Genomic DNA, 15,452 nt, shown 5'->3' with positions numbered 1-15,452 from the left:
CAGGACGAGTGCCATGCCCTCTGATCCCGGCCATGCCGCGCCGACCCGGCTGCTCGCCGTCATCCGCCACGCTGCCAACGCCCCGCATGCCACCATGGCCGCCGAGGCGCTGCGCGACGCGGCGGAACGGGCCGGCCTGGACCTGACCCTCGACACCGCCGGGGCCCCCGCCCCGGACTTCACGCCCGATGCCGTGCTGCTGGTGGGCGACGCCACCGCCGATGCCGCGCGCCATGCCGGCCGGCCGCTGATCGCCACCACCATCATCGAGGCGATCCGCCGGCCGGAGCAGGCGCTGCGCTCGGCCGCCTCGCTGGCGCTGCTACCGCGCCCGGCCGTGGCCGCTTCGTCCGCCACTCCGGCCGCCGCCGCAGCGGTGCCGCAGGCCGCGCCGGCGGCGGGCGAGGGGCCGAGAAAGCTCGTCGCCATCACCGCCTGCCCCACCGGCATCGCCCACACCTTCATGGCGGCGGCGGCGCTGGAGAAGGCGGCGGCCAGGCTCGGCCACACGATCAAGGTGGAGACGCAGGGCTCGGTCGGCGCCAAGAACGCGCTGACGCCGGAGGAGATCGCCGCCGCCGATGCCGTGGTGATCGCCGCCGACACGGGCGTGGACACCGCCCGCTTCGCAGGCAAGCGCCTGATCACCGCCGGCACGGGCGACGCGCTGAAGGACGGCGTCGGCCTCATCAACCGGGCGCTGGCCGCCGAGCCGCAGGGCGGCGCCCCGGCCGGCGGCGCCGCCACGCCCGCGCCCGCCAAGGCCGGGCAGGCGCCGGGCGCCTACAAGCACCTGATGACCGGCGTCTCCTACATGATCCCGCTGGTCACGGCGGGCGGCCTCTGCATCGCGCTCTCCTTCGCCTTCGGCATCGAGGCCTTCAAGGAGCCGGGCACGCTGCCGGCGGCGCTGTTCCAGATCGGCGCGCAGTCGGCGCTCGCCCTGATGGTGCCGGTGCTGGCCGCCTTCATTGCCTTCTCCATCGCCGACCGGCCGGGGCTGGCGCCGGGCTTCGTCGGCGGCTCGCTGGCCGGCGCGGTGGGGGCGGGGTTCCTGGGTGGCATCGTCGCCGGCTTCCTGGCCGGTTACGTGGCGAAGTTCCTGCGCGACAGGCTGCCCTTCCCGGAAAGCCTGGAGGGCCTCAAGCCCGTCCTGGTCATTCCGCTGCTGGCCTCGCTGATCACCGGCCTGCTGATGATCTATGTGCTCGGCACGCCGATCGCGGCGGCGCTGGCCTGGCTCACCGAATTCCTGCGCGGCATGGGCACCTCCAACGCCGTCATCCTCGGCCTCGTGCTCGGCGCGATGATGGCGGTGGACATGGGCGGGCCGGTGAACAAGGCGGCCTATGCCTTCGGCGTCGGCCTGCTCGGCTCCGAGACCTACGCGCCGATGGCGGCGGTGATGGCCGCCGGCATGACGCCGCCGCTCGGCATCGCGGTGGCCACCTTCATCGCCCGCAGCCGCTTCAGCCAGGAGGAGCGGGATGCCGGCAAGGCCGCCGCCGTGCTCGGCGCCGCCTTCATCTCCGAGGGCGCCATCCCCTTCGCGGCGAAGGACCCGGTGCGTGTCATCCCGGCGCTGATCGCGGGTTCCGCCGTGGCCGGGGCGCTGTCGATGCTGTTCGGCTGCACGCTGCGGGCGCCGCATGGCGGCATCTTCGTCGTCGGCATCCCCGGCGCGGTGGGCAACCCGCTGGGCTACCTGCTGGCCATCCTGGCCGGCACCGCCGTCACCGCGCTGGCGGTGGCGGTGCTGAAGCGCAACTCGCCGGTGGCCGCGGCAGCCTAAGCCCTTGGCCGGGCGGGGTGAAAATCCCGCCCGGCGGCGTTTGGCGGAACGCGCCAAAGCGGCTATAAGGGCTGGGATTTTCCGTGGAGGAAGACCCCGCCACCGCGCGCCTCGCGCCGGGCCGGCCCACCCCCCACTTTGCTGCATGGGATGACCGCGTGAGCGAGAGCGACAACGGCACGGGCGACAACGGAACCGGGCGCGCCGCCCATATTCCGCCGGAAGGCACCCTGCCGATCGCGCTCGAGGAGGAGATGCGCCGCTCCTACCTCGACTATGCGATGAGCGTCATCGTCGCGCGCGCCCTGCCGGATGTGCGCGACGGGCTGAAGCCGGTGCACCGCCGCATCCTGTTCTCGATGAACGAGAACGGCTTCACCTCGGACAAGCCGTACAAGAAATCCGCCCGCGTCGTCGGCGACGTGATGGGTAAGTACCACCCGCATGGCGACAGCGCGATCTACGACGCCATGGTGCGCATGGCGCAGACCTTCTCGCTGCGCGTGCCGCTGATCGACGGCCAGGGCAATTTCGGCTCGATGGACGGCGACCCGCCGGCGGCCATGCGCTACACCGAGGCCCGCCTCGGCAAATCCGCCGCCGCGCTGCTGGAAGGCATCGACGAGGACACCGTCGACTTCGCGCCGAACTACGACGAAAGCGCCGAGGAGCCGCGCGTCCTCCCCGCCGCCTTCCCGAACCTGCTGGTGAACGGCGCCAACGGCATCGCCGTCGGCATGGCGACCAACATCCCGCCGCACAACCCGGGCGAGGTGATCGACGCGACGCTGAAGCTGATCGAGGACCCCGACACCACCCTCGAAGCGCTGATGCAGATCATCCCCGGGCCGGATTTCCCGACCGGGGCGCTGATCCTCGGCCGCGCCGGCATCCGCTCGGCTTTCGAGACGGGGCGCGGCAGCGTCATCCTGCGCGCGCGCGCCGAGATCGAGGAGATGCGCGGCGGGCGTAGCCTGATCGCCATTTCCGAGATCCCCTACCAGGTCAACAAGGCGACGCTGATCGAGCGCATCGCCGATCTGGTGCGGACCAAGCAGATCGAGGGCATCAGCGACCTGCGCGACGAGAGCGACCGCTCCGGCCTGCGCATCGTCATCGAGCTGAAGAAGGACGCGACGGCCGAGGTGGTGCTGAACCACCTCTACCGCTACACCAATCTGCAGACCTCCTTCGCGGTGAACTTCCTCGCCCTGCACGAGGGGCGGCCGCAGCAGATGGGGCTGCGCCAGGCGCTGCTCGCCTTCATCGACTTCCGCGAGGAGGTGATCCTCCGCCGCTCGCGCTACCGCCTCGCCAAGGCCCGCGACCGTGGCCACCTGCTGGTGGGCCTCGCCATTGCCGTGGCCAACATCGACGAGGTGATCCGGCTGATCCGCGAGAGCCCGGACGCGGTGACCGCCCGCACCGCGCTGATGGCGCGCGACTGGCCGATCGCCGATGTCGGGCCGCTGCTGGAACTGGTGGATGATTCCGGCAACATCGTCGTCGACGAGACGGTGAAGCTGACCGAGGCGCAGGCGCGCGGCATCCTGGAGCTGCGCCTGCAGCGCCTGACCGGCCTCGAGCGCGACAAGATCAACGCCGAGCTGGACGAGGTGGCGGGGCGCATCCGCGAGCTGCTGGACATCCTCTCCTCCCGCCCGCGCCGGCTGGAGCTGATGGCGGAGGAGCTGCGCGCCGTGCGTGCGCAGATCGCCAATCCGCGCCTGTCCGAGATCGTCGATGGCCTCGCCGACCAGGACGATGAGAGCCTGATCGAGCCCGGGCTGATGGTGGTGACGCTGACGCGCGACGGCTACGTCAAGCGCACGCCGCTCGAGACCTTCCGCGCGCAGAATCGCGGCGGGCGCGGCCGCAGCAGCGCCAACATGCGGCAGGACGACGTCGTCATCCGCAGCTTCAACGCGCACACCCACCAATGGGTGCTGTTCTTCACCAGCCGCGGCATGGCCTTCCGCGAGAAGGTGTGGAAGCTGCCCGAGGCCGGCCCCACCGCGCGCGGCCGCTCGCTGCGCCAGCTTCTCCAGTTGCAGGCGGAGGAATACGTCACCGCCGTGCTGCCGCTGCCGCAGGATGAGGGGCTGTGGGAGAACCTGCACCTCGTCTTCGCCACGGCGCAGGGCAATGTCCGCCGCAACCGGCTGTCCGATTTCAAGAATGTCCGCTCCTCCGGCCTCATCGCCATGAAGCTGGACGAGGGGGACAGCCTGATCGGCGTCTCCACCTGCCGCGAGGGCGACAATGTGCTGCTGGCCACGCGCGGCGGGCGGGCCATCCGCTTCGTCGCCGATGTGGACACGCTGCGCGTCTTCGCGGGCCGCGATTCCACCGGCGTGCGCGGCATCCGGCTGGCGCCGAAGGACGAGGTCATCGCGCTTTCCGTGCTGCGGCATGTGGATGCCAGCGTCGAGGAGCGCGCCGCCTATCTGAAGCAGGCCGCGCAGAAGCGCCGCACCGCCGAGGAAAGCGCCGAGGCGGCGGCCGAGGCCGAGGCCTCGCTCGCCGAGGAGAATGCCGAGGAGGCGGGCACCGAGATCGCCCTCTCGCCCGAGCGCTTCTCCGAGCTGGAGGAGCAGGAGGAGATCCTGCTCACCGTGACGGATGGCGGCTTCGGCAAGCGCAGCTCCGCCTATGAGTACCGCGTCACCGGCCGGGGCGGGCAGGGCATCGCCAACATCACCCTGGTCAAGCGCACGGGGCGCGAGGTGGTGGCCACCTTCCCGGTGCGTCCGGGCGACGACGTGATGCTCGTCACCGACAATGGCCGGCTGATCCGCCTGCCGGTCGATCAGGTGCGCGTCACCGGCCGCTCGGCCATGGGCGTGATGATGCTGCGGCTGGATGGGGAGGAGCGTGTCACCTCCTGCTTCACCGTCGTCGAGGAGCAGGGGCAGGATCAGGACCAGGTGCAGGACCCGGCCGGCGCGGCGCCCGAGGCGGATGTGGAGGACGAGGCCGGTGTCTGAGACGAGGCGCCCAACGCGCAGCGGCATCTATCCCGGCACCTTCGACCCGATCACCAACGGGCATGTCGACATCATCCACCGCGCCGCCCGCATCCTGGACCGGCTGGTGGTGGGCGTGGCGATGAATGCGGGGAAGGGGCCTCTCTTCCCGCTGGAGGAGCGCGTGGAGCTGGTGCGCGCCGAGGCGGAGATCATCGCCCGACGCACCGGCACCATCATCGAGGTGGTGCCCTTCGAGGGGCTGCTGGTCGGCTTCGCGCGGGACGTTGGCGCCGAGGTGATCGTGCGTGGCCTGCGCGCCGTCACCGATTTCGACTACGAGTTCCAGATGGCCGGCATGAACCGCCGGCTCGATCCCGAGATCGAGCTGCTGTTCCTGATGGCCAGCGAGGGCAACCATTTCATCTCCTCGCGCTTCGTCAAGGAGATCGCGCGGCTGGGGGGGGATATCTCCACCTTCGTGCCGCATCTGACGCGTGAGCGCACCCTTGCCCGGGTACGCGCGCCACACCAAGGGGAGTGACACAGGATGCGCCGTCGCAGCCTGCTCGCCAGTTCCATCGCCATCACGGGGATCATGATGACCGAAGCCACCACCAACGAGGCCGCCGCCCAGGACGATCGCGAGAACACGCTGTTCTTCGATCTGAAGGATGGCCGCGTCGTCATCAAGCTGCGCCCCGACCTCGCGCCCCAGCATGTCGAGCGCATCAAGACCCTGGTGCGCCAGGGCTTCTATGACGGCACGCCTTTCCACCGCGTGATCGAAGGCTTCATGGCGCAGGGCGGCGACCCGACGGGCACCGGCACCGGCGGCAGCCAGCTGCCCGACCTTCCCGCCGAGTTCAGCCCGCCGGCCAAGGCGCGCTTCCTGCGCGGCGTCTGCGGCATGGCCCGCACCGCCAACCCGAACAGCGCCAACAGCCAGTTCTTCATCATGTTCGCGCCGGCCTCCAGCCTGGACGGCCAGTACACGATCTGGGGCCAGGTGACCTCGGGCATGGAGTTCGTGGACAAGATCAAGCGCGGCGCCGGCCAGAGCGGCATGGTGCGCGAGCCGGACCGCCTGATGAAGGCGCAGATCGCCGCCGACGCGGCCTGAACCGCCCTCGCGGCATATCGCGAGACTTGACAGGGGCGGCGCGGGAGGGTTTCTCCCGCCCGTCTCCCCATGTGCCCGTAGCTCAGTCGGTAGAGCACGAGACTTTTAATCTTGGGGTCCAGGGTTCGAGTCCCTGCGGGCACACCATTCCCTTCTCGGAAACTCGCTCTGTGGCCAAGCCGAGGCCGTCTGGAGATCCAGGTTCCGCCTGGGTTGGCAGAGTGATCCTGGGTCTGGAACGGACCTTCCAGAGCTGGGGATCTGGACGATTGGATCCCAATTCTCCCGACCCTGTAAAATCAGGAATTCATTGCTGCTCCCCAAAAGGGAAGCGGATCGGCATGGCCCCTGGGTTCCTGCGGAGGAGGGACGTGGGACCTGCCTTCAAGGCGAAGCTCAAGCCTCCCGCCCGCAGGTGGGCCGGGCCTGGCGAGCAGGACAGTGCCGCGCCACGGCCGATGCCCCAAACGCAGGCCGCGCCCGGCCTGGTGCCGATCAGGCCGGCATGGGTGCCCGAAGGCGCATGACACCGCCCGCCTGCTGCGGGGCGCAGCCGATCGGCCGAGGTGGATGGCCGCCCCTCACGGTGTGGCCTTGCCAGGCCGCATCCTCGGCGGCGAGGTCATCGCCGGAGAGCCGGCGCACCGGGGCACGCGCTCGCCCTCCAAGCCCGCGGAACAGCAGCTCCTCCCAGGGCGGTCAGGCCGCCGACATCCAGCGGAAGCGCTGCCGGTATTGGTTCGGAGCGATACCGGTCGCCCGCTTGAAGACACGGCGGAAGGCGGCGGGCTCGGTGTAGCCGACCTCCGCGGCAACCGCGTCGATCGGCGCGTCCGAGGTTTCCAGCATCTGCTTGGCTTCCTCGATGCGGAGCGACTGGACGTAGTCGAGCGGAACATAGCCCGTCGCTGCCTGGAAGCGGCGGATGAAGGTCCGGGGCGCCAGGCCGGAGACCTGCGTCATCCCGGCCACCGGATGGGCGCAGTCGTAGTTCCGGGCAATCCAGAGCTGAGCCGCCGCGACAGCAGCATCCTCGTGCTGGCGTGGCCGGACGCGGGCGGCGAAGGGCAACTGCCCGTCGCTGCGGTCCCCGAACAGGAACAGCTTGGCGGTCCGCCGCGCCTCCTCCTCGCCGCAGAAGCGGGCCACGAGGTAGAGCGCAAGGTCGGTCCAGGAGGCCGAACCACCGGCGGTGACCAGCCGGTGATCGACCCCCGCCGTCACCAGCACGCGCTCGGGATGCAGGCGGACACCGGGATAGCGGCGGCGGATCTGGTCGGTTGCCGCCCAGTGGCAGGTCGCCTCCTCGCCCTCCACCAGCCCCGCCTCGGCCAGCATGAGCGACCCTGTGCAGACCGAGCAGACCAGCGCGCCCTGCGCATGCTGGCGCTGGAGCCACGCCACCGCCTCCGGCCACCGTCCACGGGTGTCCTCGTCCCGCGCCAGGGCGAGGTCGCCGACGACCACGATATCGGTTTGCTTCACCTCGGCGAAGCCGAGCTCCGGAGCGATGGGCAGCCCGGCCAGGTTGCGGAATGGCGCCCGGTCCGCGGCGACGATCCGCGGCAGGAAGCGGGCCGGTCCTGGTGGCCAGCCCGTCAGCATCTCCCAGCCTGAGCCCACGAAGGAGAACACCTCGTAGAGGCCGTTCAGCACGCCCGTGGCGATCTCGGGCACGGCCACGAGACAGACCGAGATGCGGGCCGGGGCACGAGGCGCGATCATGAGGCCAGCTTGGCATGTCCGGACCGGTTCCGTCGATTCCGCGTCTGACGCCTCGCGAAGGCCGCATGCGAAGGACAGGCACCGCAACCATGCGGAACGGAGGCTTCGATGCTCGACACCACAAGACGCAAGCTGTACGGCGCGACGCTGCTCGGCGCCGGCGCGGTCCTCGGCGGGCTGGGTCTTGCCCAGGCGGATGCCCTGGGCGCGCGCGGCAGGACCCTGCTGGATTCACTCGGCAACCGCCCGCGCGGCCTGGCGAAGGCGGCCGCCTTCCCGCTGATCGAGGCGATCCACGGCCGCCGGTCCCGCCGCTTCGCCAAGGGCGCGTCGATCCCTGCGGGGCCGCTCGCCTTCGCCTCGCGCCAGGCGCCGGAAGCGCTGGATCCGCTCGAGCAGATGCTGCTCATCGCCACCATCGCCGGGAACACCGGCTGGGTGGAGCTGTTCGCCCACCATCCCGGCTACGCGCCCCGCCTGCCCAACTACATCACCGCCGCGGGCGGGCGCAGCTTTCCGTCCTCGGCCGGCTTCAACACCTCGGAGTTCTTCTTCACCGATGACACCGGGGTGTATTTCCTGCCGACGCGGGACATGACCCCGGTGCCGGCCGCTGCGGGCACGGAGCTGGGTGCCTGGCTCGACGCGCACCGCGCGCGGATCGTGAAGCTGGCCGATGGCCGGCTCAACATCCCGGCGGCGATGCCGCATATGGAAGGCCACAATACCTGGTGCGCGAACGTGCCGGGCTCGACCGTGGTGTTCCCGGTGGCCGACCTCGCGCAACACGTCATCCTGCTGCTGCTCTACCTCGTGCAGAACGGCACCGGCATCTACGACGACGTGAACGGCCGGCCGATCCCCGGGCTGGAGCGCTACGCGCACCGGCTGAAGCTGGAGGCCGCCTACCCCATGACCTTCCTCGAGCAGGTCGCGCTCACGGACGTGTCGGTGGAGATGGGCACGGCCTGCTATGCGGGCGCGCTGATGCTGCAGGCGCTCGGCCTCGGCGGGTGGATGTACACCGGGCTCAATCCCTTCACGGTGCTGGGGGCGAGCGGCGATCCGGCCGTGCCGGGCCTCGGCTTCCGCTTCGACATGCTGCCGAACAACCCGCTGCCGCATGTCACCGGGCTGCCCGGGGTGTTCGAGGCGCATGTGCCGCCGCACCACGCCAGCATGCGCGCGGCGGTGGAGGCGGCGGTCGCGCGCAAATTCGGCGCGGGCAGCCCCTTCGACCCGAAGCAGGGCGGGCCCTACCGGGAGAATGCCGCGATCCGCTCCGGCGCCGCCGCGATCGACGCCGAGGCGATCGAGATTGCCGCGCTGATGGCCGAGTATGTGTTCACGACCTTCGGCCGCTTCCCCGCGACGGTGCCGCCGGTCTTCCTCAAAACCTACCTGCAGGCCCATCGGCTCGACACCGAGTTCTACGATCGGTACTTCACGCCGGAAGCCTATCTCCGCACCCATGCCGAGCACGACCGAAACTGGCGTTGAGGACGCGCCGGCAGGCGAGTGCGGGCCGGCAGGCGAGTGGCACCTGGCGCGCAAAGGAAAGGCCAGGTGCCGCCAGGGCGCGACTTGCCCGGCGATGGTATTTGCCCAGGGAGGGGAGGGGGTGATGCTCTTCTCGCCACACCAGGCCTTTCTCCCCCTGGCACCACTGGGCGCACGCCACGGCCGACCGGGACGTGGCGCTGGCACGGCACGCCGCCATCTCCACCGCCGCTTGGGGGAGGGGAAAGGCCGGGGCTTTCTCCAGCCGTCACGGCAGGCCAGGGACCCGCAGTGAGCCTTTCCCCTGCATGCCCGCCTGTGGCCGCTTGCCTGGTGCCCTGCGGACCATCCCAGGATTTTGTCCCGTCGCCTGCCGCAACAATGCCGTCCTCCCTATGTCTCTCCTGCCTCATTCACTTCCTGCCAGTAGTCGTATAAAGAAAATTATTGTAAACTATTGTCCCGCAAAGCCCGAACTTCCCCCGCAAACGCACCCACCACACAAGGCGCCCGACAGGCAACGAAAGAGAAGGGTTCCGGCCGCCACCGCGCGGCACGTCACCGGCACAGCAGCATTCGCCCGCCAGGCCCGCCGGAAAGGCTGGGCTGCCCGCGAAGACCTCTGGCACGACCCTGAAGGCATGGGGACTGCCCGGGCCTGCACCATCACAGCCGCAGGCAGGGCAGGAGGACCGGCACATCCTCCGGTTCGCGGCCAGCGGAAAGCCGCGTCACGCTCCGTTGCTGGTGCCCCGGCGGCAAGGGCGCTAAGCACGCCCCACCATGCCGTCGCCCGAACTCACCGTCGTGATTCCCTGCTACAACGAGGCCCCCAACGTCGCGCCCATGGTGGAACGGCTGGAGGCGGCGCTTGGCGGAATCGCCTGGGAAGCCATCTTCGTCGATGACAACAGCCCCGACGGCACGGCCCAGGTGGCGCGCGGCATCGCGGCGCGGGACCCGCGCATCCGCTGCATCCGGCGCGTCGGCCGGCGCGGCCTGTCCTCGGCCTGCGTCGAGGGCATGCTTGCTTCCTCGGCCAGCTATGTTGCAGTCATCGACGGCGACCTGCAGCACGACGAGACATTGCTGCCACGCATGCTGGCAGCGCTGCGGGCGGGCGAGGGGGATGTCGCCATCGGCAGCCGCCATGTGGCGGGGGGCGAGGCGGCGGAGGGCTTCTCCTCCCTGCGGCGGCGCATCAGCGATGGCGGCACCACGCTTGCGCAGTTCTTCCTTCCCGTGCCGGTGGCCGACCCGATGAGCGGCTTCTTCATGCTGCCGCGCCCGCTGGCCGAGGAGATCGCGCCGCGCCTGACCGGCCGGGGCTTCAAGATCCTGCTGGACCTGCTGCTCTCCGCCGGCCGCAAGCTGCGCGTGGTGGAGCTGCCCTACACCTTCCGCCCGCGCCAGGCCGGCGAATCCAAGCTCGATGCCACGGTGCTGCTCGATTTCCTGGCCCTGCTTCTGGACAAGTGGTCGCATGGGCTGCTGCCGCTGCGCTTCCTGGCCTTCGCCGCCGTGGGCGCCATCGGCATCGTGGTGCATCTGGCGGTGCTCTCGCTGGCGCTGGGGCCGCTGCCCTTCGCGCAGGCCCAATGGGTGGCCAGCCTCGTGGCGATGACGGCGAATTTCGTGCTGAACAACCGCATCACCTACAGCGACGTGAGGCTGCGGGGCGCCGCGCTGTGGCGCGGGCTGGCGGTGTTCTACCTGGTCTGTGGGGTCGGCGTGGCGGCCAATGTCGGCGTCGCCGACCTGCTGATGCGCGACGAGCTGGCGAGCTGGGGCCTGGCCGGTGCGGCCGGCGCGCTGCTGACGGTGGTGTGGAACTACGCCGTCTCCGCCACCCTCGTCTGGCGGGCTCGCTGATGGGCGCGCGCTGGAGCGGCGCCACCTGGTTGTGGGCGCTGGCGGCGCTGACCCTGCTGCGCCTCGCCGCCGCGTGGTGGCTGCCGCCGGCGCCGGACGAGGCCTATTACTGGGTCTGGGGCCGTGCCCTCTCGCTCAGCTACTACGACCATCCGCCGATGGTGGCGCTGTGGACCGCGTTCGGCTCTGCCGTGGCGGGCGACACGGCGCTGGGGCTGCGGCTGCTTGGGCCGCTGGGCGTCGCCGCCGCCTCGCTGCTGCTGGCCGATGCGGGGGAGCGTCTCTTTCCTGGCCGGCAGGCCGGGCCCTGGGCCGCGGCGCTGCTGAACGCCACGCTGCTCTTCGGTGCCGGCGCGGTGCTGATGACGCCGGACACGCCGCTGCTGGTGTTCTGGTGCGCCGCCCTCTGGGCGCTGGCGCGGCTGCAGGCCAGCCAGGACGGGCGCTGGTGGCTGGCCTTCGGCCTGCTGGCGGGGCTCGGGCTGCTGTCCAAATACACCACCGTACTGCTGGGCGGCGGCGTGGTGCTGTGGCTGCTGCTGGAACCAGGCGCGCGGCGCTGGCTGGCCGATTGGCGCCTCTGGGCCGGCGGCGCGCTGGCGCTGCTGGTGTTCAGCCCCGTCATCCTCTGGAATGCCCGGCACGACTGGGTGAGCTTCGCCAAGCAGGGCGGACGGGCGGGCGCCACCGCCACCGGCTCCGCGCTGCGCTACCTGGGCGAATTGGTGGGCGGGCAGGCGGGGCTGGCCACACCCATCATCTTCCTGCTCTGCGTCGCCGGCACGGTGGCCGCCTGCCGCCTGTGGTGGCGCCGGGGCGAGGGCGCGGCGGCGGCCGGGCTGCTCGCCGCCATCACCGTGCCCACGGCGCTGCTGTTCCTGTGGCAGGCCACCGGCAGCCGGGTGCAGGGCAACTGGCCGGCCATCCTCTACCCCACCGCCTGCCTCGCCGCCGCGGGCTGCCTCGGCGCCCGCTGGGCACGCTGGCGCCGGCCGGGCGTGGCGCTGGGGCTGGGGCTGACCCTGCTGGTGCTGGTGCAGGCCGCCTTCGCGCCGCTGCCGCTGCCCCGGCGCAGCGACCCCACCCTGGCGCGGCTCGGCGGCTGGGCCGAATTCGCCGCCACGCTGGAGGCGGAGCGCGCGGCGCGCGGCGCCGCCTTCATCGCCGCCGAGGAATACGGCCTGGCCAGCGAGCTGGCGCTGCACCTGCCGCCCGCCACCCGCGTCGTCGCCCTCGGCGACCGGTGGGACCTGTTCGACCTCGCCGCGCCGCCGCCCGGCGGCACCGGGCTGCTGGTGCGCAGCGAGCGTCGCGGCGGTCCGCCGCTCTGGCCGGGTGCGGTGGAGGAGGGGGGCGTGACGCGCGCCCGGCATGGCATCGAGGCCGAACGCTACCGGCTGCACCGCGTGGTGGTGCCGGCGGATGCGGCGGCCCCGCCGCTGGTGCTGCTGCCCGCCCGCCGCTGAGGCCTTTCCCTCTCCCGCGGGCGGCCTACATGCTGGGAAAGGTTCAGGGAGACGAGCCATGCCGATCCGCATTCCCCGGGGCTGGGAACTGCCCGAATCCGCCGCCACGCCGGAGCATCTGGTGCTGGGGCGGCGCAAGGCGCTGGGCCTCGGCGGGCTGATTGCCGCTGGCGCGGCGCTGCCCTGGCAGGGCGCGCGGGCGCAGCAGGCGGCCAGCCCGATGGCCGCCATGCGCAACCCCGCCTTCCGCCCCGAGCGCGCCCTGACGCCGGAGAAGGACGCCACCAGCTACAACAACTACTATGAGTTCGGCAGCAGCAAGAACGTGGCCTCCGCCGCCGCCCGCCTGCCGCAGCGCCCCTGGACGCTGAAGCTGGAAGGCATGGTGGACAACCCGCAGGAGCTCGGCCTCGACGACCTGCTGAAGAAGGTGAGCCTGGAGGAGCGGGTGCTGCGGCACCGCTGCGTCGAGGCCTGGGCGATGACCGTGCCCTGGACCGGCTTCCCGATGGCCGAGCTGCTGAAGCTGGCCGGGCCGCAATCCGGCGCGAAGTTCGTCGAGTTCCACACGGTGGCCGACCGCGGCACCATGCCCGGCCTGCGGCAGAGCTGGTACCCCTGGCCCTATGTCGAGGGCTGCACCCTGGCCGAGGCGGCGAACGAGCTGTGCTTCATGGCCGTGGGCCTCTACGGCAAGCCGGTGCCGCCGCAGAATGGCGGCCCCATCCGTGTGCTGTTCCCGTGGAAATACGGCTTCAAGAGCGGCAAGGCGATCACCACCATCCGCTTCACCGACAAGCGCCCTGTCTCCTTCTGGGAGCAGCTGCAGCCGACGGAATACGGCTTCTGGGCCAATGTGAACCCCGAGGTGCCGCATCCGCGCTGGAGCCAGGCGCATGAGCGGCTGCTCGGCAGCAATGAGCGCGTGCCGACGAAGCTGTTCAACGGCTATGGCGAATACGTCGCCAGCCTCTATGCGGGGCTGGAGAAGGAAAAGCTCTACCTCTGAGGCTGCGGCACGGCGGCTGCTGCACGGCCTGGGCCTTGCCGCTCAGGCCGGCACCAGCCCGTGCCGCAGCATGATCTCGCGCGCCTTTGCCGGGTCCGGCCTGCCGGATTTCAGCAGGGCCGCCAGCTCGCGGAAGTATTCGGGGCCGAGCACGCCCGGGGTGAGGATGCAGAGGCAGCTGGCCGGCGCCCCGCTGCGGTTGCTGAAGCCATGCACCGCGCCGCGCGGGATGAACAGGCTCTCGCCCGGCCCCACCTCCCGGTCCTGGCCCTCCACCGTGAAGGTCACGGTGCCGGAGAGGCCATAGACCGTCTCCTCCCAGCTTTCATGGTAGTGCGGCACCGGCATGCGCCCCTCCGGCTGGAGGGTCATCTCGAACATGTCGAGGCTGCCGCCCGTCTCGTGCCGGTCGCGCAGGAAGCGCAGCTGGAGCGAGCCGAAATCGATGTGCTCAGCCATGGTCCACCTTTGAGGCTGGACCCAGCATAGGGCGCGGGCTGCGGCGAGTCTCGCCTCCGGCGGGGGTCAGCCGGCCAGCCGCTTCCGCCCCTCGGCGATGGCGCGGACCGCCTCCTCCCACAGCCCGAGACCAGCGAGTTCTTCCGGCGGGAAGAAGCGCGCCTCGCTGACATCGTCGCCAGCCACCGGCTCGCCGCCCGTCCACTGCCCGGCGAAGTCGATGATGGTGTAGTGGAAGCGGGCGCGCCCGGCCTCGTCATGGTTCAGCGCGTCCACCACCACCGCCACGGTGAGGGGGCCGACGGTGATGCCGGCCTCCTCCATCAGCTCGCGCCGCGCCGCGGCCTCGGCCGTCTCGCCCAGGTGCTGGGCGCCGCCGGGGATCGACCATTCCCCCATGCGCGGCGGCTTGCTGCGGCGGACCAGCAGCACATCCTCCCCCCGGAAGGCGATGACGCCGATGCCGACCCAGGGCCGGTCCGGATATTCCCGGCTGCTCACGGCGCCGGCCGGGGGGCAGGGGCGGGCGCGGCGGGGGCTTCCTCCGGCCGCAATTCCTCCAGCGTCGGCAGGAAGGCGCGGCGCTTCCAGGCGCCGAGCTGATAGGCCCAGCCGCGCCAGCGGGCGTTCAGCCGCTCCGCCTCGGCGTCGCCGCTCGCCTCCAGCAGCACCCAGACCTGCTCGCCCTGCTCGTGCAGCGTGACGGTGATGCCGAGATTGTCGGTCAGCGTGTACCGCGCCCGGCCCAGCCGCGTGCCGGGGATGTCGGCGGCGCGCTGCACATCGGTGAGCGTCAGGAATTCGAAGGCGTTGGCCACGGCGTCGAGCCGCGTCGGCTCCAGCGGCGGCGCGGCGGCCGGCTCGGCGAGGGCGAGGCGGCCATCCGGCCCTTCGCCCTTGGCCAGCACCAGGGCGGGGGCATCCTCGCGCTCCACCCGCACCCGCAGCACCCGCTCGCGCGGGAGGTTGGCGAGGTCGCGGTCGATCCAGAGCTGCGCGTCGGCATCCAGCGGCAGGCGGCCCTCGGCCAGCCAGGACTGGGTCTCGCCGGCGCGGCGGACATAGACGCTCTCCGGCACGTTGCCCTGGGTGCGGACGCGGCGGCGCCCCACCACCAGCGCCACGATCGGCGCGCCGGTGCCGTCCAGCACCCGCAGCAGGGCGCCGGTGGAGCCCGGCTTGTCCGGATCCTGCAGGCCGAGGCGCTCCAGCATCTCGGGGTTGGCGGTGCGCGGCTCCACCAGGCGCAGCTCGGTCAGCCCCACCAGCAGCTCGCGCACCTTCTCGGGCCGCACCGGGTAGCCCGCCACCTCGGGCAGCACCCAGGTATCGCCCGGCTGGCGCTGCACGGCGAGGCTCTGCGCGTGCCGCACCACCTCGATGCGCATGGCGCCCTGCAGGCGGGTGGCGAGGTCGCGGAACATCAGCGGCGCCGCGCCGGTCTCGGCCGGCGGCGGGCCGCCGGGGCCGAGCGCCACCACGGCGGCGGCAGAGGCGAGGGCGGCACCGCCCAGGATCAGGAGGGATCGGCGTTGCATCG

At 71.6% G+C, this 15,452-nt stretch carries 12 protein-coding genes and 1 tRNA gene; 9 read left to right on the top strand and 4 right to left on the bottom strand.

The genetic code is table 11. The annotated features are described in order from the left end of the window. The first annotated feature begins 13 nt into the window (after positions 1-13). From CR165_RS18370 to CR165_RS18350, 5 genes are all read left to right on the top strand, one after another. Complete coding sequence (locus CR165_RS18370) at positions 14-1,792, top strand: fructose-specific PTS transporter subunit EIIC (protein WP_109518395.1); 1,779 nt, start codon at positions 14-16, stop codon at positions 1,790-1,792. A gap of 212 nt (positions 1,793-2,004) precedes the next feature. Continuing rightward, positions 2,005-4,779, top strand: a complete 2,775-nt coding sequence (gyrA, locus tag CR165_RS18365) for a DNA gyrase subunit A (protein ID WP_109518414.1) — start codon at positions 2,005-2,007, stop codon at positions 4,777-4,779. Further along, positions 4,772-5,302 carry a pantetheine-phosphate adenylyltransferase gene (gene coaD / locus CR165_RS18360; protein WP_245906567.1) on the top strand — a complete coding sequence of 177 codons (531 nt, stop codon included), beginning with the start codon at positions 4,772-4,774 and terminating at the stop codon, positions 5,300-5,302. Before gyrA ends, coaD begins: the two co-directional genes overlap by 8 nt. 57 nt (positions 5,303-5,359) lie before the next feature. After that, a complete protein-coding gene (locus CR165_RS18355; RefSeq protein WP_109518413.1) occupies positions 5,360-5,881 on the top strand; it encodes a peptidylprolyl isomerase in 522 nt (173 codons plus the stop codon). 71 nt (positions 5,882-5,952) lie between these two features. Next, a tRNA-Lys gene (locus CR165_RS18350) sits at positions 5,953-6,028 on the top strand. Positions 6,029-6,580: 552 nt separating this feature from the next. Here CR165_RS18350 and CR165_RS18345 read toward each other — a convergent pair. After that, complete coding sequence (locus CR165_RS18345) at positions 6,581-7,606, bottom strand: GlxA family transcriptional regulator (protein ID WP_109518393.1); 1,026 nt, start codon at positions 7,604-7,606, stop codon at positions 6,581-6,583. A 108-nt stretch (positions 7,607-7,714) separates the two neighbouring features. Here CR165_RS18345 and CR165_RS18340 point away from each other — a divergent pair, with 108 nt between their 5' ends. From CR165_RS18340 to msrP, 4 genes are all read left to right on the top strand, one after another. Next, the gene (locus tag CR165_RS18340; RefSeq protein ID WP_219929783.1) at positions 7,715-9,106 is read left to right on the top strand and encodes a hypothetical protein; all 1,392 of its coding nucleotides are present in this window, start codon (positions 7,715-7,717) and stop codon (positions 9,104-9,106) included. Positions 9,107-9,889: 783 nt separating this feature from the next. Next, complete coding sequence (locus CR165_RS18335; RefSeq protein WP_109518392.1) at positions 9,890-10,978, top strand: glycosyltransferase family 2 protein; 1,089 nt, start codon at positions 9,890-9,892, stop codon at positions 10,976-10,978. After that, the gene (locus CR165_RS18330; RefSeq protein WP_109518391.1) at positions 10,978-12,444 is read left to right on the top strand and encodes a glycosyltransferase family 39 protein; all 1,467 of its coding nucleotides are present in this window, start codon (positions 10,978-10,980) and stop codon (positions 12,442-12,444) included. The genes CR165_RS18335 and CR165_RS18330 overlap by 1 nt, the downstream gene beginning before the upstream one ends. A gap of 58 nt (positions 12,445-12,502) precedes the next feature. Then, positions 12,503-13,453 carry a protein-methionine-sulfoxide reductase catalytic subunit MsrP gene (gene msrP, locus CR165_RS18325; RefSeq protein ID WP_109518390.1) on the top strand — a complete coding sequence of 317 codons (951 nt, stop codon included), beginning with the start codon at positions 12,503-12,505 and terminating at the stop codon, positions 13,451-13,453. Between the two features lie 42 nt (positions 13,454-13,495). On the opposite strand, the gene CR165_RS18320 is transcribed toward msrP, so the two are convergent. The 3 genes from CR165_RS18320 to CR165_RS18310 form a co-directional block, all read right to left on the bottom strand. After that, on the bottom strand, positions 13,496-13,912 hold the full coding sequence (locus CR165_RS18320) for a cupin domain-containing protein (protein WP_109518389.1): 417 nt from the start codon (positions 13,910-13,912) through the stop codon (positions 13,496-13,498). A gap of 66 nt (positions 13,913-13,978) precedes the next feature. Further along, positions 13,979-14,413, bottom strand: a complete 435-nt coding sequence (locus CR165_RS18315) for an NUDIX hydrolase (RefSeq protein WP_109518388.1) — start codon at positions 14,411-14,413, stop codon at positions 13,979-13,981. Next, positions 14,410-15,450 carry a DUF4340 domain-containing protein gene (locus CR165_RS18310; protein ID WP_109518387.1) on the bottom strand — a complete coding sequence of 347 codons (1,041 nt, stop codon included), beginning with the start codon at positions 15,448-15,450 and terminating at the stop codon, positions 14,410-14,412. The genes CR165_RS18315 and CR165_RS18310 overlap by 4 nt, the downstream gene beginning before the upstream one ends. Positions 15,451-15,452 lie beyond the last annotated feature (2 nt).

The organism is Teichococcus aestuarii, assembly GCF_003116135.1.
GTDB classification, from domain to species: domain Bacteria; phylum Pseudomonadota; class Alphaproteobacteria; order Acetobacterales; family Acetobacteraceae; genus Pseudoroseomonas; species Pseudoroseomonas aestuarii.
Note: the sequence above shows the minus strand (reverse complement) of the source record. Positions and strands in the feature narration are given on the sequence as shown.